Here is a 21,573-nt window from a genome sequence, read left to right on the forward strand (position 1 = left end):
CCGGGGGGGGGGCACCCCCCCCACCGCCGCTCCCTTCTCGCATACGACCGTCAGCGCGCCGCCGCACTCCGCCGCTGCCGGATCAGCCCGACCACGATCAGGACCACCGTCAGTGCGCCGGTGGCCAGCAGTTGGTCGCGCGTGTCGGGCTGGCGGAGCATCAGTACGAAGATTCCGGCCATCGCCAGCAGTGCGACCACCGTCGCCACCGGGAAGAGCCACATCCGCACGACCAGCTTCTCCGGCGCCTCGCGCTCGGTGCGCCCGCGCAGGACCAGCTGGGAGAGGGCGACGAAGATCCAGACGACCAGGATCACCGCGCCGATCATGTTGAGCAGCCACGGGAAGACGTCGTCGGGCCGCCAGTAGCTCAGCAGCACGCAGAGGAAGCCGAAGACGGAGGAGGCCAGCACCGCGTTGCGCGGCACCCCGGACGAGATCCGGCCGAGCACCTTCGGGCCCTGGCCGCGCGCCACCAGCGAACCCGCCATCCGGGAGGCGCCGTAGATGTTGGCGTTCATCGCCGAGAGCAGCGCCACCAGGATCACCACGTCCATGATCCGGCCGGCCGCCGGGATGCCCAGGTGGTCGAGGGTCGCCACGTACGGGCCCTTCTCCACGACCTTCGGGTCGTCCCACGGCACCAGCACCACGATGACCGCCATCGACCCGACGTAGAAGAGCGCGATCCGCCACATCGCGGTACGGACCGCCTTCGCGACCCCGCGCACCGGGTTCTCCGACTCGGCCGCCGCGATGGTGACCGTCTCCAGCCCGCCGTACGCGAAGACGGAGGCGAGCAGCCCGATGATGAACCCGTTCGCCCCGTGCGGCAGGAACCCTCCGTCACCGGTGAGGTTGGCGGTGCCGGGGGCGTCCACGTCGGGCAGCACCCCGGTGATCGCCAGCACGCCGAGGACCAGGAAGAGCGAGATGGCGGCGACCTTCAGCGCGGCGAACCAGAACTCGAACTCGCCGAAGTTGCGCACCGCCGCCAGGTTGGTGCCCAGGAACGCGGCCATGAAGAGTGCCACCCACATCCACTGCGGAGTGCCCGGCAGCCAGCCGGTCACGATGTCCGCCGCGCCGATGCCCTCCAGCCCGACCGCGACCGAGAGCAGCACCCAGAACGACCAGCCCGCCGTGAACCCGGCCCACGGCCCGAGCGCCCGTTCGGCGTGCACGGAGAAGGAGCCGGACGCCGGGTGGGCGGCCGACATCTCGCCGAGCATCCGCATGACCAGCATGACCAGCAGCCCGGAGACCGCGTAGGCGACGACGATCGAGGGGCCCGCCGAGGCGATGCCCGCGCCCGAGCCGACGAAGAGCCCGGCGCCGATGACCCCGCCGAGCGCGATCATCGACAGATGGCGCTGCCGGAGGCCGTTGCCGAGCGAGGAACCGTCGGCGCCGACGGTGGCGGTGGCCGGAGTGGGGGGCCCGGAGGGTGACGGCGGACCGGCGGTGGGGGAGGGCGTGGGGGTGCGGGGCATCGACGGGCTCAGTTCGGTCGGCGGGCCCGAGGGGGGACCGCGAGGGTGTGCGAGCCGCTGACCTGGAAATTCCTGACTGAGGATTCCTGGCTGGGGACGGCCCGGGGGACCACTCCATCTGAACGGATGTACCGGCTATCGGGCACATGTGTCCGCAATACGGTCACCGGGTTCGCACACCGCGTCCATCCGGACCGCTCCCGCCTGCCCTTTCCGGCCGCCGCGAAACCGCGTCGGCGACGCCGCCGGATCAGTGCCTCGCCGCGTGCCGCGCCCTGGACTCGCGTACCCACGCCACCAGCAGCACCAGCGCCGTCGCCCCCGCCGACCAGAGCACCTGCCCGCGCGCGGAGTCGTCGGCGAGCATCAGCACCAGCACCGCGAACAGCGCCACCAGCGTCAGCCAGGTCAGATACGGGAAGCACCACATCCGCAAGCCGGGCCCCCGCTCCGGGCCCCGGGCCGCGGCCTCCCGGTCGATGCGCGGGCGCAGCCGCAGCTGGGAGAGGGCGATCAGCGCCCAGACGAACAGCAGCACCGCCCCGACCGAGTTGAGCAGATAGAGGAAGACGGTGTCCGGCCACGCCAGATTGAGGAGTACGGAGACGAAACCGAAGGCCACCGAGGCGAGCACCGCCCGCCGCGGCACCCCGCCGCCGTGCCTCGTCACCCCCGACACCTTCAGCAGCCCCCGCGGCGCCTCGCCCCGCTCGGCCAGCGAGAAGATCATCCGCGAGGAGCCGTACAGGTTCGCGTTGAGCGCGGACAGGAGCGCCACGAAGATCACGACGTTCATGATCTGCCCGGCCGACGGCACCCCGATCGAGTCCAGCACCTTCACGTACGGGCTCAGCCCCGCCTGCTGCGCGGTCCACGGCAGCACCGTCACGATCACCAGCATCGAGCCGACGTAGAAGAAGAGGATGCGCACCACCGCGCTGCGCACCGCCCGCCCCACCGCGCGCGCCGGATCGTCGGTCTCGGCGGCGGCGATGGTCAGGACTTCGAGCCCGCCGAAGGCGAAGACCACCGTCAGCACACCGGAGACCACCCCGCTCCAGCCGTTCGGCAGGAACCCGCCCCGGCCCGTGAGGTGGGTGAGGCCCACCGGGTCGGTGTCCGGCAGCACCCCGAAGACGGCGAGCGTGCCCAGCACCAGGAAGGCCACGATCGCGCACACCTTCAGCGCGGCGAACCAGAACTCGAACTCGCCGAAGTTCTTCACCGCGGTGAGGTTGGCCGTGGTGAAGACCACCATGAAGAGCAGCACCCACGCCCACGGCTCGACCGCCGGCACCCAGCCGTGCGCGATCTGCGCCGCCGCCGTCGCCTCCACGGCCAGCACCACCACCAGCAGGAACCAGTAGAGCCAGCCCACGCTGAACCCGGCCCAGCGCCCCAGCGCGCGTTCCGCGTGCACGGAGAAGGAGCCCGAGGCGGGCATCGCCGCCGACATCTCCCCGAGCATCCGCATCACCAGCGTCGCCAGGGCGCCCGCGATCAGGTACGACACGATGATGGCCGGGCCCGCGACCGCGATCCCGGCACCCGAGCCGACGAACAGCCCCGCTCCGATCACCCCGCCGAGACCGAGCATCGTCAGATGCCGTTGCTTGAGCCCGTGGGAGAGGGGCTCGGCGGGGGCGGGGGGCGGTGCGTCGTGCATGGGGGGTGAGGCCGCTCTGATTCGATTTAGTGGGGAACCTACAGCGTCTCACGGAGCGAGACACCCGCGCGGAGCGCGTCTGCGCTGCACGCGCCGGAGTGATGAGGCTCACGCCGAGGTGTGGTTGCCCCGGCGCTTTTGTGCGAACCTCACCAAGCCATGGCCAGGCCCTTTGTGGGCGACACACGGTGATCAACGGCAGGCCCTTCGACTAACGTCAGCCGCAGGCTCGCCTTCCCGGCTCCAGCCCTCCCGTCCGTCCCACCCCACCCTCACCCGCGGAGTCCCGATGAGCACTGCTGCCGCCCCCGTCCGTACCGGAGTGGTCCTCGCCGACCTGCTGCCCGCGGTGCGGCACCGCGCGGCCGTCGACACGGCCCTCGTCCTGGGCGGCGCGGCCCTCACCGGTCTCGCCGCGCAGATATCGGTCCCGATCCCCGGCTCCCCGGTCCCCGTCACCGGCCAGACCTTCGCCGCGCTCCTCATCGGCACCGCGCTGGGCGCCCGCCGCGGCTTCCTCTCGCTCGCGCTGTACGCGGTCGTCGGCATGGCCGGTGTGCCGTGGTTCTCCGGCGGTACCTCCGGCGCGGGCGGTGCCACCTTCGGCTACGTCCTCGGCATGCTGCTCGCCGCGACCGTCGTCGGCGCCCTCGCCCGCCGGGGCGGCGACCGCTCCGTGCTGCGTACCGCGGGCACCATGGTGGTCGGCTCCGCCGTCACCTACGCCGTCGGCGTCCCCTACCTCGCCCTCTCCACCGGCATGTCGGCCGGCGCCGCCGTCGCGGCCGGCCTGACGCCCTTCCTCATCGGCGACGCCGTGAAGGCCCTGCTGGCGATGGGCGCGCTGCCCGCCTCCTGGAAGCTCCTCGGCCGCCGCGGCTGAGCTCTTCCCGTACGCCCCCGAAAGGCCCGCCGGACGCGTTCCGGCGGGCCTTTCGTGCTGTTCCCGTACGGCCGTCAGCCCTTCGCGGGAACCTTGCCGCCGCGCCGCTCCCGTACCAGCGACACCGCGACCACCACCGCCGCGACCAGCAGCGACAGCAGCACCTGCTCGCGGCCCGCGTCGTCGGTGAGCATGTAGACCAGGACGAACGAGATCATCGCGATCGTCGCCCAGGTCAGGTACGGGAAGAGCCACATCCGCACCACCGGCTTCCCGGGCGACTCCCGTTCGATCATGGGCCGCATCCGCAGCTGGGTGAAGCAGATGACGAGCCAGACGAAGAGCGCCACCGCCCCCGAGGAGTTCAGCAGGAAGGCGAAGACGGTGTCCGGCCACTGGTAGTTGAAGAAGACCGCCACGAAGCCGAAGACGACCGAGGAGAGGATCGCCGCCCGCGGGACGCCCCGCCCGTTCACCCGGGTGAAGGCCCGGGGCGCGTCGCCCCGGCCGCCGAGCGAGTAGGCCATCCGGGAGGCCGTGTAGAGGCCGGAGTTGAGGCAGGACAGCACGGCCGTCAGCACGATGACGTCCATCACCTGCCCGGCGTGCGGAATGCCGATGGAGTCGAGCGCGGCGACGTAGCTTCCCTTGTCCACGATCGACGGGTCGTTCCACGGCAGCAGCGTCAGCACCACGAGGATCGAGCCCAGGTAGAAGATCGCGATCCGCCAGATGACGCTGTTGGTCGCCTTCGAGACGGCGCGCCGGGGGTCCGCGGACTCACCGGCGGCGAGCGTGACGATCTCGCTGCCCATGAAGGAGAAGACCACCATCAGCACCCCGGTCAGGATCGCCCCCGGCCCCTTCGGCAGGAAGCCGCCGCTGTCGGTGAGATGGGCGAACCCGGAACCCGCGTTGTCGGAACCGGGCAGCACCCCGAAGACCGCGAGCAGCCCGACGATCACGAAGGCGCCGATGGCGACGACCTTGATCCCGGCGAACCAGAACTCGAACTCGCCGTAACTGCCGACCGAGATCAGGTTCGTGGCGGTCAGCACGGTCATCACGATCAGCGCCCACCCCCACTGCGGTACGGCCGGCACCCAGCTCTCCAGGATCGCGGCCCCCGCCGTGGCCTCCACGGCGAGCACGACCACCCAGAAGAACCAGTACAGCCAGCCGATGGAGAACCCCGCCCAGCGTCCGAGCGCCTGGTCGGCGTAGGCGGAGAAGGACCCCGAGCTGGGCCGGGCCGCCGCCATCTCGCCGAGCATCCGCATCACCAGCACCACCATGGTGCCGACCAGGGCGTACGAGACGAGGATCGCCGGACCGGCGGCGGCGATGCCCGCGCCGGAACCCACGAAGAGGCCCGCGCCGATCACCCCGCCGATGGCGATCATCGAGAGGTGCCGGTTCTTGAGCCCGGCCTTCAGTTCACCGTCCGGGCCGCCGGAGCCACCCGTACCTCCTGCGTCGGCAGCCGCGCCCTCCGGCTCACCGCCCGGCTCCCTCACCGTGGTCCCCGACGTCATGGATGGACTCCTCACGTGGTCCGGGCGGACCGTGCTGAACCGCCCCTGCCTCCGCGGTGGTTCCGGTGACGGTCCGGCCGCCACCCCGCGAAGGGCTCCGACCCCGCTGACGGCTACCCTGCCGCGCTCGTGCCACACTTTCCGGCATGCGCGTGTACCTCGGATCGGACCATGCCGGCTACGAACTCAAGAACCACCTCGTCGAGTGGCTGACGGCCCACGGCCACGAGGCCGTGGACTGTGGACCCCACATCTATGACGCCCAGGACGACTACCCGCCGTTCTGCCTCCGCGCCGCCGAGAAGACGGCCGCGGACCCGGACAGCCTCGGCATCGTGATCGGCGGCTCCGGCAACGGCGAGCAGATCGCCGCCAACAAGGTCAAGGGCGTCCGTGCGGCGCTGGCCTGGAGCGAGCAGACCGCCGCCCTCGGCCGCGAGCACAACAACGCCAACGTGGTGGCCATCGGCGGCCGGATGCACTCCCAGGAGGAGTCCACCAAGTTCGTCGAGATCTTCCTGAACACGCCGTACTCGAACGAAGAGCGCCACTCCCGGCGCATCGAGATGCTCGCGGCGTACGAGGAGACCGGCGCACTCCCGCCGATCCCCGCCCACCACCCGCAGCAGGGCTGATCCCCGGGCTGCACCCGCCGACCGTCCACCGTGCCGCCAGGCCACCAGGCCCTGGCGGCACGCCCGTTTCCGCCGCCCCGGGCAGCCCGCCCCGCGCGCCCTTTTCCGCGCCCGCCCGCGCGTCCGCTCACGCCCCGTTCCCGCCCGTCTGGAGAAGCCGCCCGTGCCCGAGGGACACACCATCCACCGCCTCGCCGCCGACCACCGCGAGCGGTTCGCCGGGCGGCCGGTGCGCGTCAGCAGCCCGCAGGGCAGGTTCGCCGACAGCGCGGCGCTCCTCGACGGCCAGGTCCTCGAGACCGCCGACGCCCACGGCAAGCACCTCTTCCTCGGCTTCGGCGCCACCGGCTGGGTCCACATCCACCTCGGCCTCTTCGGGAAGCTCGGCTTCGGCGCGATCCCGGCCCCGCCGCCCTCGGACACGGTCCGCCTCCGGCTGGTGGGCGACGACCACTGGGCCGATCTGCGCGGCCCCACCACCTGCGCCCTCGTCACCGAGCCCGAGAAGCGGGCGATACACGAGCGTCTCGGCCCGGACCCGCTGCGCGCCGACGAGGACGGCACCCGGGCCTGGCGGCGGATCTCCCGCAGCCGGATCACCGTCGCCGCCCTGCTGATGGACCAGAAGGTCGTCTCCGGCGTCGGCAACGTCTACCGCGCCGAGGTCCTCTTCCGCCACGGCATCGACCCGTACCGCCCCGGCAAGGACCTCACCCGCGCCGAGTGGGACGCGATCTGGGCCGACCTCGTCCTGCTGATGCGCGAGGGCGTCCGGAACAACCGGATCGATACCGTCCGCCCCGAGCACCTGCCCGAGGCGATGGGCCGCCCGCCCCGGGTCGACGACCACGGAGGCGAGGTCTACGTCTACCGGCGCGACCGGCGCCCCTGCCACATCTGCGGCACCGAGGTCCGCACCGCCGAACTGGCGGCCCGCAACCTCTTCTGGTGCCCCACCTGCCAGCAGCGCTGACGCGCCGACCGGTCCGGGCGTACGCCGGGGGCGCCGCGTACCCGGGTCCGCGCGCTTCCACCCCATCGAAAACACGTTCCCCGAAGCCCTTGCCCGGCACCCCGCCCCGGGTGCTCCGGCCCGCCCGTTTCGGGGGCGTACGCCACGCCTACCAGCCTCTCCACCGGCGGGACGACCCCATTTCGTACCGCCGCCGACCGGGGTCCCCCTGCACGGGAAGCCCTTCGGTCGATAAGGTCCCGACAATGGCCTCTCGTGACGGAGTGAACGCGCACGTGGCCCGGTGGCGGCGCACGGCCCACCGGGCCCGCATCGCGCTGCGCCGGTCCGGGGTCGACTACTTCCGCGGTGACGGGTCCGACTGGATAGCCTTCGCGGGCCTGCTGCTGACGATCCCGGCCCTCACGGTGGCCACGGTGTGGAACCCGGAATGGTTCTCGCCCACCGCCCTGGTCCTGCCGATCGTCGCCGGCGGTCTGCTGCTCCGCCCCTCCAGCCTGCTCACCCTGTACGCGGTGGCGGCGGGCGCCCTGATCGTCGAGTCCTTCACCCTCGGCACCGCCCCGGCGGACGTCACCGTCACCCCCGGCAACGTCCTCGTGGTCGGCGCCTGCGGCTTCTTCGGGCTGGTGCTCGCCCAGTTCCGGGCCCGGGTCGGAGTTCCCTGGCGGCGCGGCGGCACCATGCTCTTCGACCTGCGCGAACGCATCCGGGTCCAGAGCGCGCTGCCCCGGCTGCCGAAGGGCTGGCACTGCGAGATGTCGCTGCGCCCCGCCGGAGGCCAGTCCTTCTCGGGCGACTTCGTCGTCGCGGCCCGCACCCACGGCGGACGCACCCTGGAGGTCGTCCTCACCGACGTCTCCGGCAAGGGCATGGACGCGGGCTCCCGCGCCCTGCTGCTCTCCGGCGCCTTCGGCGGCCTCCTCGGCTCGCTGCCCCCGCACGGCTTCCTGCCCGCCGCCAACGGCTACCTGCTCCGCCAGGACTGGGACGAGGGGTTCGCCACCTCGATCCACCTGGTGCTGGACCTGGAGTCCGGTGACTACGAGATCCTGTCGGCGGGCCACCCGCCCGCCCTCCAGCTCAACGCCGCCACCGGGCAGTGGGAGGAGAAGGCCGCCGGGGGCCCGCTGCTCGGCGTCTACGACGGAGCGGAGTTCGACGCGGTCAAGGGCTCCCTGGCCTCCGGCGACGTGCTGATGCTCTTCACCGACGGCCTGGTCGAGGCGTCGGACCGGGACATCGCCGACGGCATCGACCGGCTGACCGGCGAGGCCGACCGGTACGTCACGACCGGCTTCGAGGGCGCGGCCTGGCACCTGATCGAGGCATGCGCCAAGGACGTCAACGACGACCGCGCCCTGCTGCTGCTCTCCCGCCGGGGCTGAGCCGACCCCGGCCTTGATCCGCCGGACACCACCTGAGCCCGCCGGGGAAGGCCGAGGCAGGCTCAGGTCGGCAGCGAGACCCGGTCACCGCCGCCGGGCCGGCCGTCGTCGCCCCCGCGCCGGTCGGCCTTCCCGCCCGGCAGCACCCGTGCCAGCCAGGAGGAACGGCTCGCGGCGAGCGGCGAGAGGACCGCGAGCACCAGGACGTACCCGGCGATGAACGGCGCCAGCCGCTCGTTCAGCCCGGCACCCGCCGCCATGGCGGCGAGGATCAGCGCGAACTCGCCCCGGGCCAGCAGGGTGGTGGCGATGTTCGCGACGGCCCGGGGCCCGAAGCCGTACATCTTCGCCGTGGCCAGTCCCGCGCACACGTTCATCGCGGCGGTCAGGGCCACGGCCGCCAGCACCGGGGGGATGACGCGCGGCAGGTCGCCCGGGTCGATGGAGAGTCCGAAGGAGAAGAAGAAGATCGCGCCGAACGCGTCCCGCAGCGGGGTGACCAGTCTCCGGATGCGCTCGCCCGAGCTCGTGCCGCCGAGCATCAGGCCGACCATGAAGGCGCCGATGGCGTCGGCGACGCCGAACCACTCGGAGACCCCGGCGACGAGGACCGCGACGCCGAGGAAGGAGATCACCAGGAGTTCGTCGTCCTCGGTGTGGATCAGCCGGGAGACCGCCCGGGTGCCGAACCGGACCACCAGCGCGAGCAGCACCAGGAAGCCGAAGGCCTTCCCGCCGTCCACCACGGCCGCACCGAGGCTGTCCGCACCGGACAGGACGGGCTGGAGCGCGGCGAGATAGAGGGCCAGGAACACGTCCTCGACGACGATGATGCCGAGGATCGGCCGGGTCTCCGGGTTCCCGAGCCTCCCGAGGTCGACGAGGACCTTGGTGACGATCGCCGAGGACGAGATGCCGAGCACCCCGGCGAGGACCAGGGTCTCCGAGCCTCCCCAGCCCAGCGCGAAGCCGAAGCCGAGACCGGCGCCGACGTTCAGGGCCAGATAGACGCCCCCGGCGACCGCCATCCTGCGCCCGCCGGTCCGCAGGTCGTCGAGGTGGAACTCCAGACCGAGGTAGAAGAGCAGCAGCACCAGGCCGAGGGCCGCGAGCATCTCCAGATCGTGCGGGTCCGCCACCAGCACGATGCCCGGCGTGTGCGGACCGAGCAGCATCCCGGCGAGGATGAACAACGGGATCGTCGGCAGTCCGATCCTGGCCCCGGCGCGGGCGAGCAGGGCGGCGGCCAGAAAGGCGCCACCCATGGCGATGAGCGTGTCGGCGTGTCCGATGGGCCTGATCCTTCGGTAGATCGACAAGTCGAGACGGAAGGTAAAGAAGAGGTCAAGGAATCCCCTCTGTGGACGTTACCGAACGCACCCCTGAACGAGCGGCGCCCACGAGCGGAGGGGCGGCCGACCGGGCCGGAAGCCGTCCGGACGGAGGTGCGGACGGTGCGGGGGGCGTGGACGGTGCGGGGGTGAGGGAGGAGCGGTGCGGGACCGGTCGGCCGAGGGGCGGCCGAGGAGGGTGACCGGGTGCGGGGAGTTCTGAGTCTCCATGTCGATCAATCGGCTCTGGACCGAATGAATTCGGCCAACCCTGGCCCGAACTGAGACCGCCCGGCGCTCCGGCGGACCCGCGACGCCTGCCCTCGCCGCAAGACTCCGTGCAAGGCTCCGCGAAGGTCCGCGCAAAGACGAAGACCGGTGCCGCCCGCCCACAGGGGCGGCGGCACCGGTCTTCACCTCCGAGGGGACGGCCCGGCCGGATCAGCGGGTGGTGGGGCTCCGGCGGAAGGCCCAGGCCATGTCCGGCTCGGTGGCGAACCGCATCACCCTGCGGACCGGCGGGGTGCACAACAGCGTCACCGCCGTGGCCGCGACCACCGAGACGAGGACCAGCCCCACCGGGTCGGCGAGCCACGCGTTCTCGTCGATCAGCCCCGCGTACTCGGCGCCCCTGATCAGGAAGCCGTGCAGGAGGTAGCCGCAGATGGTCCCGGCGCCCAGCACCGTGAACCAGGTCGTCCGGCTGGGCACCCAGGACAGGAAGCCGACGGTGAGCAGCAGGGCGCAGCCGAACATCAGCAGCGTCATCATCACCCCGGACCACCAGGGCGCGCCCAGCTCCTGGGCGCTGTCGCTGCGGTAGAACCAGCCGAGTTGCATGTGCGGGGCCACCGCGTACGCGCATCCCAGCGCCCCCGCGAACAGCGGCAGCGAGAGCAGTCGCACCTGGCGTCGGCGCACCCAGGCGAAGTGCTCGGGCCGGGCCATGACGCCCAGGACGAAGAACGGCAGGAACTGCAGGACGCGCTGGAGGTCCAGGTCGTCCCCGATTCCGGGGCAGACCGAGGCGAGCGCGGCCACGGCGAGGGCGACCGGGAGCGGATGGCGGAGCGTCCGCCAGAGCGGGGTGGTCAGCCGCCAGATGAGCAGGGCGGCCAGGAACCAGGTGAGGAAGAGCGGGTCGAGCAGGGTGATCGGCGCGTGCGGCTCACCGCCGGCGTACCGCCTGAACAGCGAATAGGCCGTCTCGAAGACCACGTACGGGACCACGACCCCGGTGACGAGCCGCTTCATCCGGGCAGGGCTCGCGTCGAACGACCGGGAGAAGTAGCCGGAGACGAGGATGAACGCGGGCATGTGGAACGTGTAGATGACCATGTACAGCGAGCGGGCCGCCCGGCTGTCGCCCATCAGCGGCTCCCAGGCGTGCGCCACGGCGACGAGCACGATGGCCAGATACTTCGCGTTGTCGAAGTACGGATCGCGCTTCTTGGCCGCCGGAGCGGCCCCCGGCGAGGACGGCGCGGACGCCGGGGGAGCCTCGGGCGCGGTCGCCGGGGGCGTCCCGGTCGCGGTCGCCGCGGATCTCTGTCCGGGCTCCGGGTCCAGGGTCTCCGGCGGGAGCGCGGTCCTCTGTGTACGGCTCGGAGCAGGAAGCATTCGAAAAACCTAAGCCTGTCTTTCGCTTTTCGTGAAGCGCGTCGGAAGCCTCGCGCCTGCCCGTCAATTCGATGCCGAAACCCTTGAGTTATGTCCGCTATGCCGGTCTAATTATCGTCTAAATCGGGCAAATCGCATCGGGATAGGGGTGCGTGAATTACGGCACTCTTCTCAACTCCCGCTCCCTGTCGTGGCCCGGTTCCACGGAATGCGCGTGGCCTGTGGGGAGGAAGTGAATTCTTGCCGGAGGCGCCGGAACCGAATCTCCCGGCGGTGCGCGGGGGTGTGCGGCGGAGCTCGGCGGGCCGGGGCCGCCGTACGGCGCTCCCGGGCGGCCCCGGACGCGATGCGCGCCCCTCGGACGTGTCCGGGGACCCCCGGACGCACGGGGTGCACAAATGGCGAAAATCAGCCAGGTCGATCCGTCACCCGGCGGCGCCGCCACGGGAGTTGATGGCACGATGGAGTGAACGGAGGGCGCGCGACGGAGCACGCCCCCGGGCCGGCAAGGCGGACCGACCTAGGGTGTGAGCAGTCGTGGCCATTTCACTGTCTGTGGTGCTGATGTTGGCGATCATCCTGGTGGTGCTGATCCGCGGCGGATCCATCAAGGCCGGGCCGGCGATCGTCGCGATCCTCTTCGGGTTCTTCCTGGCGTCGACGGGCATGGCGCCCGCCATCAACAGGTTCATGAACTCCATAGCCGACACGATCAACCAGATCAGCTTCTGAGCCGCGAGCGGTCCGCCGCTCGTCCCGCGCTCGAAGACCCGCCGCGCCGCCGGCCGCCGTCCCCACGGCCGGCGGCGCGGCGCGAGCGCGCACGGGGCTGCCCCCGCGCGTACGGCAAGGGCCATGATGCCGCGGAGGTCCGAATACGAAGGAGACCCGGTGCGGCGTCCGTGGAATCACGGGACGCGGCACCGGGCCTTCGTCATGGAGCGGGCGACGGGAATCGAACCCGCGTAGCTAGTTTGGAAGACTAGGGCTCTACCATTGAGCTACGCCCGCACAATCGCACCGGCACCGTGGACGGCCCCGGGTACGAAGAGCATCGTAGCGGGTCGGAGCCGGTGCGCGCACACCCGTCTCCGGGGGCGCACCGGGGCGGGTCCCGCCCGCCCGTACCGCGCGCCCCGCCCGCCGCCGTATCCGGCGCGGGCCATCTGCCGCAGGGCCGCCGGAAAGCGGCGGAAGGGCGCCCTTTCTGCATGTACCCTCTGTGTCGCACCGACGGGGTGTGGCGCAGCTTGGTAGCGCGTCCGCTTTGGGAGCGGAAGGTCGTCGGTTCGAATCCGGCCACCCCGACCACCAGGAAGATCGCATTGGGGGAGTGCTCCCCCTTGCCGTTACTATGCAAATTGCGTGCCCGTGTGTCTGATGAGCCGGGCCGATCCGCGAAGCCGCCGACAGGCGGCGGGCGGGACCCCCCGAAGTCAGCCACCAAGGAGACCGAACCGTGAAGAGCGCCGTGGAGACCCTGAACCCGACCCGGGTTCGGCTCAGCATCGAGGTGCCCTTCGAGGAGCTCAAGGACAGCCTCGACGCGGCGTACAAGAAGATCAACCAGCAGGTCACGGTGAAGGGCTTCCGCAAGGGCAAGATCCCGGCCCGCGTCATCGACCAGCGGTTCGGCCGCGGTGCGGTTCTGGAGGAGGCCGTCAACGACGCCCTCCCGAAGTTCTACACCGAGGCGGTCAACGAGGGTGAGCTGAACGTTCTCGGCCAGCCCGACGTCGACATCACCGAGCTGAAGGACGGCGAGCTGCTCTCCTTCACCGCCGAGGTGGACGTGCGCCCCGAGATCGAGATCCCGGACTACTCCGGCATCGAGGTCACCGTGGACGCCCTCGAAGTCACCGACGAGGACATCGAGAAGGCCGTGGAGCAGCTCCGCGAGCGCTTCGCCTCCACCAACCCGGTCGAGCGCGCCGCCGCCGAGGGCGACGTCGTGACGATCGACCTGCAGGCCAAGGTCGACGGCGAGGTCCTTGAGGACGGCGTGGCCGACGGTGTCTCGTACACCATCGGTTCCGGTGAGCTCCTCGACGGCATCGACGAGGCCGTCAAGGGCCTGGAGGCCGGTGGCGAGGCCACCTTCACCTCCGAGCTGAAGGGCGGCTCGGCCGAGGGCAAGGAAGCGGAGGTCACCGTCAAGGTCACCGCCGTCGCCGCCCGCGAACTGCCTGAGCTGGACGACGAGTTCGCCCAGATGGCGAGCGAGTTCGACACGCTGGAGGAGCTGCGCGCCGACAGCCGCAAGCGCCTTGAGAACACCAAGCAGTACGACCAGGCCACCCAGGCCCAGGAGCGCGTCCTCGAAGAGCTGCTGAAGCTCGCCGAGGTCCCGATCCCGGAGAAGCTGCTCGCGGACGAGATCAACACCCGCAAGCACAACCTGGAGCACCACCAGCTCGGCCAGATGGGCCTCGACCTGGCGAAGTTCCTGGAGATCCAGGGCAAGACCGTCGAGGAGTTCGAGGCCGAGACCTCGGAGCAGGCCGTCAAGGGCATCAAGACCCAGTTCCTGCTGGACGAGATCGTCAACAAGGAGAAGCTGAACGTCAACCAGGAGGAGCTCACCGAGCACCTCATGCGGCGCGCTGCTTCCTCCGGCATGAGCCCCGACCAGTTCGCCCAGGCCGTCGTCGAGGGTGGCCAGGTGCCGATGCTCGTCGGCGAGGTCGCCCGCGGCAAGGCGCTCGCGCTGGTCGTCGAGGCCGCGAAGGTCACCGACACCAACGGTGAGGTCGTCGACCTGGAAGACGATGAGGAGACCGCGGAGGAGACGGCCGAGGCCGCCACCTCCGACGAGGCCGCCGCCGAGGAGAAGACGGAGGCCTGAGCCTCCCCCTGATCCGCACGACGGGCCCCGGACGCTTCGCGCTGTCCGGGGCCCGTCGTCGTACCCGCCGCGGCCGGCCCGACGGGACAGTGCGGCCGGACGGAACGGCGCGCACGCCTCCTCGGGGCACCGTCGCGCACCCCCCGGCGGCACCGCCCCGACCGGGGGCCCGTAGGCTCCCGGACGGGGGTCCCCGGGCCGCTCCGGCGCATCCGCGACGAACCCTCAGAACCCTTGTGCGCACTGCGTACCTTGCGCTCCCAGCGAACAGTTGTGGAAGCGGGATGGTCTTGTTCAACCTGCGCGTTAGGGTCCATGAAGAGGAAGGGTCGGGGAGTCCCGGCCCACCCGGTACGAAGACGCTGAGACGGCCGGAGCCGTCAGAGACGAGCAGGTGGATACGTGACGAATCTGATGCCCTACGCCGCCGGAGAGCCGTCCCTCGGTGGTGGCCTCGGCGACCAGGTCTACAGCCGACTGCTCGGCGAGCGCATCATCTTCCTCGGTCAGCAGGTCGACGATGACATCGCCAACAAGATCACCGCACAGCTGCTGCTCCTTGCCGCCGACCCGGACAAGGACATCTACCTCTACATCAACAGCCCCGGTGGCTCGGTGACGGCCGGCATGGCCGTCTACGACACCATGCAGTACATCCCGAACGACGTCGTCACCATCGGCATGGGCATGGCGGCCTCGATGGGCCAGTTCCTGCTCACCGGCGGCGCCGCGGGCAAGCGCTTCGCGCTCCCCAACACCGACATCCTCATGCACCAGGGTTCGGCCGGCATCGGCGGTACCGCCTCGGACATCAAGATCCAGGCCGAGTACCTGCTCCGCACCAAGACGCGGATGGCGGAGATCACCGCCCACCACTCCGGCCAGACCGTGGAGACGATCATCCGCGACGGCGACCGCGACCGCTGGTACACCGCGGAGGAGGCCAAGGAGTACGGCCTCATCGACGAGATCATCACGTTCGCGTCGGGCATCCCGGGCGGCGGCGGCACCGGCGCCTGATCCGGCTCACCCCGGACGGCCCCGCTTCCGCACACACCTCTCGTACGCCAAGAACGTGCGCCGAGAAACCAGCCCACAGAACGCCACCAGGATGGTGAACACCCACATGAACAACTTCCCCGGCGCCTCCGCGAGCGGCCTCTACACCGGCCCGCAGGTGGACAACCGTTACATCGTGCCGCGCTTCGTGGAGCGCACCTCGCAGGGCGTGCGCGAGTACGACCCGTACGCGAAGCTCTTCGAGGAGCGCATCATCTTCCTCGGCGTGCAGATCGACGACGCCTCCGCCAACGACGTCATGGCGCAGCTGATGTGCCTGGAGTCGATGGACCCGGACCGCGACATCTCGATCTACATCAACAGCCCCGGCGGCTCGTTCACCGCGCTCACCGCGATCTACGACACGATGCAGTTCGTGAAGCCGGACATCCAGACGGTCTGCATGGGCCAGGCGGCCTCCGCCGCCGCCGTCCTGCTGGCCGCCGGTACCCCCGGCAAGCGCATGGCGCTGCCGCACGCCCGGGTGCTCATCCACCAGCCGTCCTCGCAGACCGGCCGTGAGCAGCTCTCCGACCTGGAGATCGCCGCCAACGAGATCCTGCGCATGCGCACCCAGCTGGAGCAGATGCTGGCCAAGCACTCGACGACCCCGCTGGAGAAGATCAGCGAGGACATCGAGCGCGACAAGATCCTTACCGCCGAGGAGGCTCTGGCGTACGGTCTGGTGGACCAGATCGTCTCCACCCGTAAGACCTCGGCCGGAGCGCAGGTCTGACGTCGGTCTTTTCCCCTTGGCACGCACATGCGACCGGTCTTCGGCCGTGTGAACCGTGCCAAGGGGGGCCCGAACGGGGGGCCAGGCAAGGTACCGTCGAAGAGAGGCACCAGGAGTCGCTGAACCAGGCGTCTCCCAGGCGAAGGGGAAGCACCTCGTGGCACGCATCGGTGATGGCGGCGACCTGCTCAAGTGCTCGTTCTGCGGAAAGAGCCAGAAGCAGGTGAAGAAGCTCATCGCGGGACCCGGTGTGTACATCTGCGACGAGTGCATCGATCTCTGCAACGAGATCATCGAGGAGGAGCTCGCCGAGACCTCGGAAGTGCGCTGGGAAGAGCTTCCCAAGCCGCGCGAGATCTACGAGTTCCTGGAGGGGTACGTCGTCGGGCAGGAGCCCGCGAAGAAGGCCCTCTCCGTCGCGGTGTACAACCACTACAAGCGGGTCCAGGCCGGGGAGAACGGCGGTGGCTCCGGTCGTGAGGACGCGATCGAGCTCGCCAAGTCGAACATCCTCCTGCTGGGCCCCACGGGCTCCGGCAAGACGCTGCTGGCGCAGACGCTGGCCCGCATGCTCAACGTCCCGTTCGCCATCGCCGACGCGACGGCGCTGACGGAGGCCGGCTATGTCGGCGAGGACGTCGAGAACATCCTGCTCAAGCTGATCCAGGCGGCCGACTACGACGTCAAGAAGGCCGAGACCGGGATCATCTACATCGACGAGATCGACAAGGTCGCCCGCAAGAGCGAGAACCCGTCGATCACGCGCGACGTCTCGGGCGAGGGCGTGCAGCAGGCGCTGCTGAAGATCCTGGAGGGCACCACCGCCTCCGTGCCGCCGCAGGGTGGCCGCAAGCACCCGCACCAGGAATTCATCCAGATCGACACGACGAACGTCCTGTTCATCGTGGGCGGTGCCTTCTCCGGACTGGAGAAGATCATCGAGTCCCGGTCCGGCGCCAAGGGCATCGGCTTCGGCGCGACGATCCGGTCCAAGCTGGAGATCCAGGCGAGCGACCAGTTCCAGGAGGTCATGCCGGAGGACCTGGTCAAGTTCGGCATGATCCCCGAGTTCATCGGCCGCCTGCCCGTCCTCACCTCGGTCCACAACCTGGACCGCGAGGCGCTCCTCCAGATCCTCATCGAGCCGCGCAACGCCCTGGTGAAGCAGTACCAGCGGCTCTTCGAACTCGACGGCGTGGAGCTGGACTTCGAGCGCGAGGCGCTGGAGGCCATCGCCGACCAGGCGATCCTGCGGCAGACCGGCGCCCGCGGCCTGCGCGCCATCATGGAGGAAGTCCTCCAGTCCGTGATGTACGAGGTCCCGTCCCGCAAGGACGTGGCCCGCGTGGTCATCACCCCGGACGTGGTCCGCAACAACGTGAACCCCACGCTGGTCCCGCGCGAGCCGCGCGCGATCGGCAAGAACGACGGCGGCCGGCACGAGAAGTCCGCGTAACTCCCGCCCGCAGCAACGCCCGAGGGGCCCGTCCGCACCGACCGTGCGAGCGGGCCCCTCGGGCGTGCCGTGCCGATCAGATCTTGGTGCGCCCGGTGTTGTAGAGCTTCGCCGCGAGGGCCGCCGCCTCGTCCTGGCTCATCGGCTTGTTGGTCATGGCGCCGCCGATGTCGAAGCCGATCACGACGCCCACGGTGCTGTAGTCGGCCCAGACGCAGACCGGCATGATCATTTCCTTGGGGCCGTTCGCGGCGGTGCCGTCGGCCTTGTCGTTGATCATCTTGGCGTTCTGGCACTTCATCAGAGCGCCCTTGAAACCGGCCGGCTTGACCTCCACGGGGCTGCCGACCAGCGACCCCCCGTCGGAGTCGCCGAGCTCCGCCTCCTTCGCCGCGCTCGCGAACGACGCGTCGATGGCCTTCGCGGGATCGGCGATCTCGCCCCAGCTGCCCTCCAGGAGGAGCATCTTCGTGGTGAGCGGGTTCTTCTCCAGGTCGCCGCTCACGTACGTGGTGCTGACCTTGCTGGGGTTCTTGATCCCGATGGCCTCGGCGTCGGTCTTGTCCTTGCCGGTCATCGGGGCGCCGGGCTTGGCGTCCGTGGGGTCCTGCTGGTAGTCGTCCACCGAGGCGGGCGGCGTGATCTTGTACCCCTTGGTGGAGTCCGCGACATCGCTGTTCGATCCCGAGGTCAGCAGATACGCCCCGCCCGCGACGACGGCCAGCACCACGACGACGGCCGTCACGATCAGGCCGGTCCGCTTCTTCTTGGGCTGCTCGAACGGGGGTACGCCCGGCTGTCCCGGGAAGCCCGGCTGGCCGCCGTACGGAGGTGTGGGCGGCTGCTGGCCGTACGGAGGCGTGGACGGCTGCTGGCCGTACGGGCCGGGCTGCTGTCCGTACGGTCCGGGCTGCTGGCCCTGCGGGTAGCCGTAGCCCTGCGCGGGCGGGGCCGGGGGCTGCTGCGGGACACCCTGGGGGGCCTGCTGGGGGTAGCCGTAGCCGGGCTGTCCGCCCTGCGGCGGCTGGCCGTACGGGCCCGGCTGCTGCCCGTAGGGTCCGGGCTGCTGGCCGTAGGGTCCGGGCTGACCCTGCGGCGGCGGGCCGCCGTACGGTCCCGGCTGGTCGTTGCTCATGACGCTGTCCCCTCCAGAATGCTTATGCGTTCCGAACATCCTGGCGGATGCGGCTCCGGAACAGGGCACCCGCAGGCACACCGTTACGGAAGAAACCGGTTTCGGGGCACGACTGTGACAGCCCTAAACTGTCTCCCGTGACCGAGAACGCAACGCATACGCCCGCCAGCAACCCCGAACTGCCGACCCAGTACGCGCCGGCCGAGGTAGAGGGGAAGTTGTACGAGCGCTGGGTGGAGCGCGGTTACTTCACGGCGGACGCGTCCAGCGAGAAGCCGCCGTACACCATCGTCATCCCCCCGCCGAACGTCACCGGCGCCCTCCACCTCGGCCACGCCTTCCAGGTGACGCTGATGGACGCGCTGACCCGGCGCAAGCGGATGCAGGGCTTCGAGACCCTCTGGCTCCCCGGCATGGACCACGCCGGCATCGCCACCCAGAACAAGGTCGAGCAGCAGCTCGGCGAAGAGGGCAAGTCCCGCCACGACATCGGCCGCGAGGCGTTCACCGAGCGCGTCTGGCAGTGGAAGGAAGAGTACGGCGGCCGGATCCTCGGGCAGCTCCGCCGCCTGGGCGCCGGCCTCGACTGGTCGCGCGAGCGGTTCACCATGGACGAGGGCCTCTCCCGCGCCGTCCAGACGATCTTCAAGCGGCTCTACGACGACGAGCTGATCTACCGCGCCGAGCGCATCATCAACTGGTGCCCGCGCTGCCTGACCGCCATCTCGGACATCGAGGTCGACTACCAGGACGACGACGGCGAGCTCGTCTCCCTGAAGTACGGCGAGGGCGACGAGACCCTGGTCGTGGCCACCACCCGGGTCGAGACGATGCTCGGCGACACCGCCGTCGCCGTCCACCCCGAGGACGAGCGCTACGCCCACCTCATCGGCAAGCGCATCAAGCTCCCGCTCACCGACCGCACCATCCCGGTCGTCGCGGACGCCCACGTCGACCCCGAGTTCGGCACCGGCGCGGTCAAGGTGACCCCGGCGCACGACCCGAACGACTTCGCCATCGGCCAGCGCCACGGCCTGGAGTCGCTGACGGTCATGGACGAGCGCGGCGTCATCACCGTGCCCGGCCCCTTCCAGGGACTCGACCGCTTCGAGGCGCGCTCCGCCATCGTCGCCGCCCTGCGCGAGCAGGGCCGCGTCGTCGCCGAGAAGCGCCCGTACGTCCACTCCGTCGGCCACTGCTCGCGGTGCAAGACGACCATCGAGCCGCGCCTCTCCCTCCAGTGGTGGGTCAAGGTCGAGACGCTCGCCAAGGCCGCCGGGGACGCGGTCCGCGACGACCGGGTCACGCTCCACCCCAAGGAGATGGAGAAGCGGTACTTCGACTGGGTCGACAACCTCAACGACTGGTGCATCTCGCGCCAGCTCTGGTGGGGCCACCGCATCCCCGTCTGGTACGGCCCCGAGGGCCAGGTCGTCTGCGTCGGCCCCGACGACGAGGCGCCCACCGGCGAGGGCTGGACGCAGGACGAGGACGTCCTCGACACCTGGTTCTCCTCCGGCCTGTGGCCGTTCTCCACGCTCGGCTGGCCGGAGCGGACCCCGGACCTCGAGAAGTTCTACTCGACCGACGTCCTGCTGACCGGCCACGACATCATCTTCTTCTGGGTCGTCCGGATGATGATGTTCGGCCTCTACGCCATGGACGGCGAGATCCCGTTCAAGACGGTCGCCCTCACCGGCCTGGTCCGCGACGAGTTCGGCAAGAAGATGTCGAAGTCGAATCCGAACGCGGTCGACCCGCTGACCTGGATGGACGCCTACGGCTCCGACGCCGTCCGCTTCACCCTGGCCAACGGCGCCAACCCCGGCGCCGACGTGCCGATCGGCGAGGACTGGGTCAAGGCGTCCCGCAACTTCGCCAACAAGATCTGGAACGCCACCCGCTTCGCCCTGATGAACGGCGCGACGGTCGACGGCCCGCTGCCGGACGCCGCCACCATGACGGCCACCGACCGCTGGATCCTCTCCCGCCTCAACAAGACCGTCGCCGAGGTCGACCGGTTCTACGACGAGTACGAGTTCGCCAAGGTCTCCGACGCCCTCTACCACTACGCGTGGGACGAGGTCTTCGACTGGTACGTCGAGCTGTCGAAGACCACGTTCTTCGCGGGCGGCGAGCAGGCCGAGGTCTCCGGCCGGGTCCTCGGCGAGGTCCTCGACGTGACGCTGCGCCTGCTCCACCCGATCGTGCCGTTCGTCACCGAGACGCTCTGGACCACCCTCACCGGTGGCGAGTCCCTCGTCGTCGCCGACTGGCCGAAGGACTCCGGCTTCCGCGACGAGGCGGCCGAGGCCGAGATCGAGCTGGTCCAGCAGGTCGTCACCGAGGTCCGCCGCTTCAAGGGCGACCAGGGTCTCAACGCCCTCCAGAAGGTCCCGGCCCGGCTGACCCTGACCGGCACGGCACTGGCCCCGCACGAGGCGGCCATCCGCCACCTGCTCCGCCTCCAGCCCGCCGAGGAAGGCTTCCACGCCACCGCCACCCTGCCGGTGGCCGGTGCGCAGGTCGCCCTCGACCTGTCCGGGACCATCGACGTCCCGGCCGAGCGCAAGCGCCTCGCGAAGGACCTGGGCGCCGCCGAGAAGGAGAAGGCCCAGGCCGAGGGGAAGCTCGGCAACGAGGCCTTCCTCGCCAAGGCGCCGGACAACGTGGTCGAGAAGATCCACGCCCGGCTCGCCAAGGCGAACGCCGACATCGAGCGGATCACCGCCCAGCTGGCGAACCTGCCGCAGGGCTGACGACCCGGGGCGAGGCCCCCGCACCCCCACGACCGGGGGCGCGGGGGCCTCGCCGTGTA

General features: G+C 70.5%; 16 protein-coding genes and 2 tRNA genes. 11 read left to right on the forward strand and 7 right to left on the reverse strand.

Translation table 11 applies throughout. The features are described 5' to 3' along the window. Positions 1-50: 50 nt before the first annotated feature. Positions 51-1,493: an amino acid permease gene (locus tag ACFWEE_RS24845; protein WP_386892260.1), complete on the reverse strand. Its 1,443-nt coding sequence runs from the start codon at positions 1,491-1,493 to the stop codon at positions 51-53. Positions 1,494-1,743: 250 nt separating this feature from the next. After that, positions 1,744-3,159, reverse strand: a complete 1,416-nt coding sequence (locus ACFWEE_RS24850; protein ID WP_386892262.1) for an amino acid permease — start codon at positions 3,157-3,159, stop codon at positions 1,744-1,746. Positions 3,160-3,448: 289 nt separating this feature from the next. On the opposite strand from ACFWEE_RS24850, the gene ACFWEE_RS24855 reads away from it, so the two are divergent. Continuing rightward, on the forward strand, positions 3,449-4,042 hold the full coding sequence (locus ACFWEE_RS24855) for a biotin transporter BioY (RefSeq protein ID WP_386892264.1): 594 nt from the start codon (positions 3,449-3,451) through the stop codon (positions 4,040-4,042). Positions 4,043-4,116: 74 nt separating this feature from the next. Here the strand turns inward: ACFWEE_RS24855 and ACFWEE_RS24860 are convergent, their stop codons facing one another. Continuing rightward, a complete protein-coding gene (locus ACFWEE_RS24860; protein WP_386892266.1) occupies positions 4,117-5,577 on the reverse strand; it encodes an amino acid permease in 1,461 nt (486 codons plus the stop codon). 146 nt (positions 5,578-5,723) lie between these two features. Between ACFWEE_RS24860 and ACFWEE_RS24865 the strand changes: the two genes are divergently transcribed. The 3 genes from ACFWEE_RS24865 to ACFWEE_RS24875 all read left to right on the forward strand — a co-directional run bounded on the left by ACFWEE_RS24865 (position 5,724) and on the right by ACFWEE_RS24875 (position 8,573). Beyond that, positions 5,724-6,212, forward strand: a complete 489-nt coding sequence (locus ACFWEE_RS24865) for a ribose-5-phosphate isomerase (RefSeq protein ID WP_386892267.1) — start codon at positions 5,724-5,726, stop codon at positions 6,210-6,212. A 163-nt stretch (positions 6,213-6,375) separates the two neighbouring features. Then, positions 6,376-7,185, forward strand: a complete 810-nt coding sequence (locus ACFWEE_RS24870) for an Fpg/Nei family DNA glycosylase (protein WP_386892268.1) — start codon at positions 6,376-6,378, stop codon at positions 7,183-7,185. A gap of 245 nt (positions 7,186-7,430) precedes the next feature. Next, complete coding sequence (locus ACFWEE_RS24875; RefSeq protein ID WP_386892270.1) at positions 7,431-8,573, forward strand: PP2C family protein-serine/threonine phosphatase; 1,143 nt, start codon at positions 7,431-7,433, stop codon at positions 8,571-8,573. 62 nt (positions 8,574-8,635) lie between these two features. Here ACFWEE_RS24875 and ACFWEE_RS24880 read toward each other — a convergent pair whose 3' ends face one another. Together ACFWEE_RS24880 and ACFWEE_RS24885 are read right to left on the reverse strand one after the other, a co-directional pair. Continuing rightward, positions 8,636-9,838 carry a cation:proton antiporter gene (locus ACFWEE_RS24880; protein WP_386892299.1) on the reverse strand — a complete coding sequence of 401 codons (1,203 nt, stop codon included), beginning with the start codon at positions 9,836-9,838 and terminating at the stop codon, positions 8,636-8,638. 507 nt (positions 9,839-10,345) lie between these two features. Further along, the gene (locus ACFWEE_RS24885) at positions 10,346-11,524 is read right to left on the reverse strand and encodes an acyltransferase family protein (RefSeq protein ID WP_386892272.1); all 1,179 of its coding nucleotides are present in this window, start codon (positions 11,522-11,524) and stop codon (positions 10,346-10,348) included. A gap of 537 nt (positions 11,525-12,061) precedes the next feature. Here ACFWEE_RS24885 and ACFWEE_RS24890 point away from each other — a divergent pair. Further along, positions 12,062-12,256, forward strand: coding sequence for a hypothetical protein (locus ACFWEE_RS24890; protein WP_327175820.1), 195 nt, complete (start codon positions 12,062-12,064; stop codon positions 12,254-12,256). Positions 12,257-12,461: 205 nt separating this feature from the next. Here the strand turns inward: ACFWEE_RS24890 and ACFWEE_RS24895 are convergent. After that, positions 12,462-12,535, reverse strand: a tRNA-Gly gene (locus ACFWEE_RS24895). A 223-nt stretch (positions 12,536-12,758) separates the two neighbouring features. Here ACFWEE_RS24895 and ACFWEE_RS24900 point away from each other — a divergent pair. The 5 genes from ACFWEE_RS24900 (at position 12,759) to clpX (ending at position 17,620) form a co-directional block, all read left to right on the forward strand. Further along, positions 12,759-12,835: transfer RNA gene (locus ACFWEE_RS24900), tRNA-Pro, on the forward strand. A gap of 148 nt (positions 12,836-12,983) precedes the next feature. Continuing rightward, complete coding sequence (tig, locus tag ACFWEE_RS24905) at positions 12,984-14,369, forward strand: trigger factor (protein ID WP_386892273.1); 1,386 nt, start codon at positions 12,984-12,986, stop codon at positions 14,367-14,369. Between the two features lie 414 nt (positions 14,370-14,783). Beyond that, a complete protein-coding gene (locus ACFWEE_RS24910; protein ID WP_386892301.1) occupies positions 14,784-15,389 on the forward strand; it encodes an ATP-dependent Clp protease proteolytic subunit in 606 nt (201 codons plus the stop codon). A 91-nt stretch (positions 15,390-15,480) separates the two neighbouring features. Beyond that, entirely contained in the window at positions 15,481-16,164 is a 684-nt protein-coding gene (locus tag ACFWEE_RS24915; RefSeq protein ID WP_327175818.1) for an ATP-dependent Clp protease proteolytic subunit, read from the forward strand. 157 nt (positions 16,165-16,321) lie between these two features. Continuing rightward, positions 16,322-17,620 (forward strand): ATP-dependent Clp protease ATP-binding subunit ClpX, encoded by a 1,299-nt coding sequence (clpX, locus tag ACFWEE_RS24920; RefSeq protein ID WP_386892275.1) that lies wholly within the window; start codon positions 16,322-16,324, stop codon positions 17,618-17,620. A gap of 76 nt (positions 17,621-17,696) precedes the next feature. Here the strand turns inward: clpX and ACFWEE_RS24925 are convergent, their stop codons facing one another. Next, a complete protein-coding gene (locus tag ACFWEE_RS24925; protein ID WP_386892277.1) occupies positions 17,697-18,755 on the reverse strand; it encodes a hypothetical protein in 1,059 nt (352 codons plus the stop codon). Positions 18,756-18,892: 137 nt separating this feature from the next. Here ACFWEE_RS24925 and ACFWEE_RS24930 point away from each other — a divergent pair, with 137 nt between their 5' ends. Beyond that, a complete protein-coding gene (locus ACFWEE_RS24930) occupies positions 18,893-21,514 on the forward strand; it encodes a valine--tRNA ligase (protein ID WP_386892278.1) in 2,622 nt (873 codons plus the stop codon). The last annotated feature ends 59 nt before the right edge of the window (positions 21,515-21,573 follow it).

The organism is Streptomyces sp. NPDC060184 (assembly GCF_042728795.1).
Classification (GTDB): Bacteria; Actinomycetota; Actinomycetes; order Streptomycetales; family Streptomycetaceae; genus Streptomyces.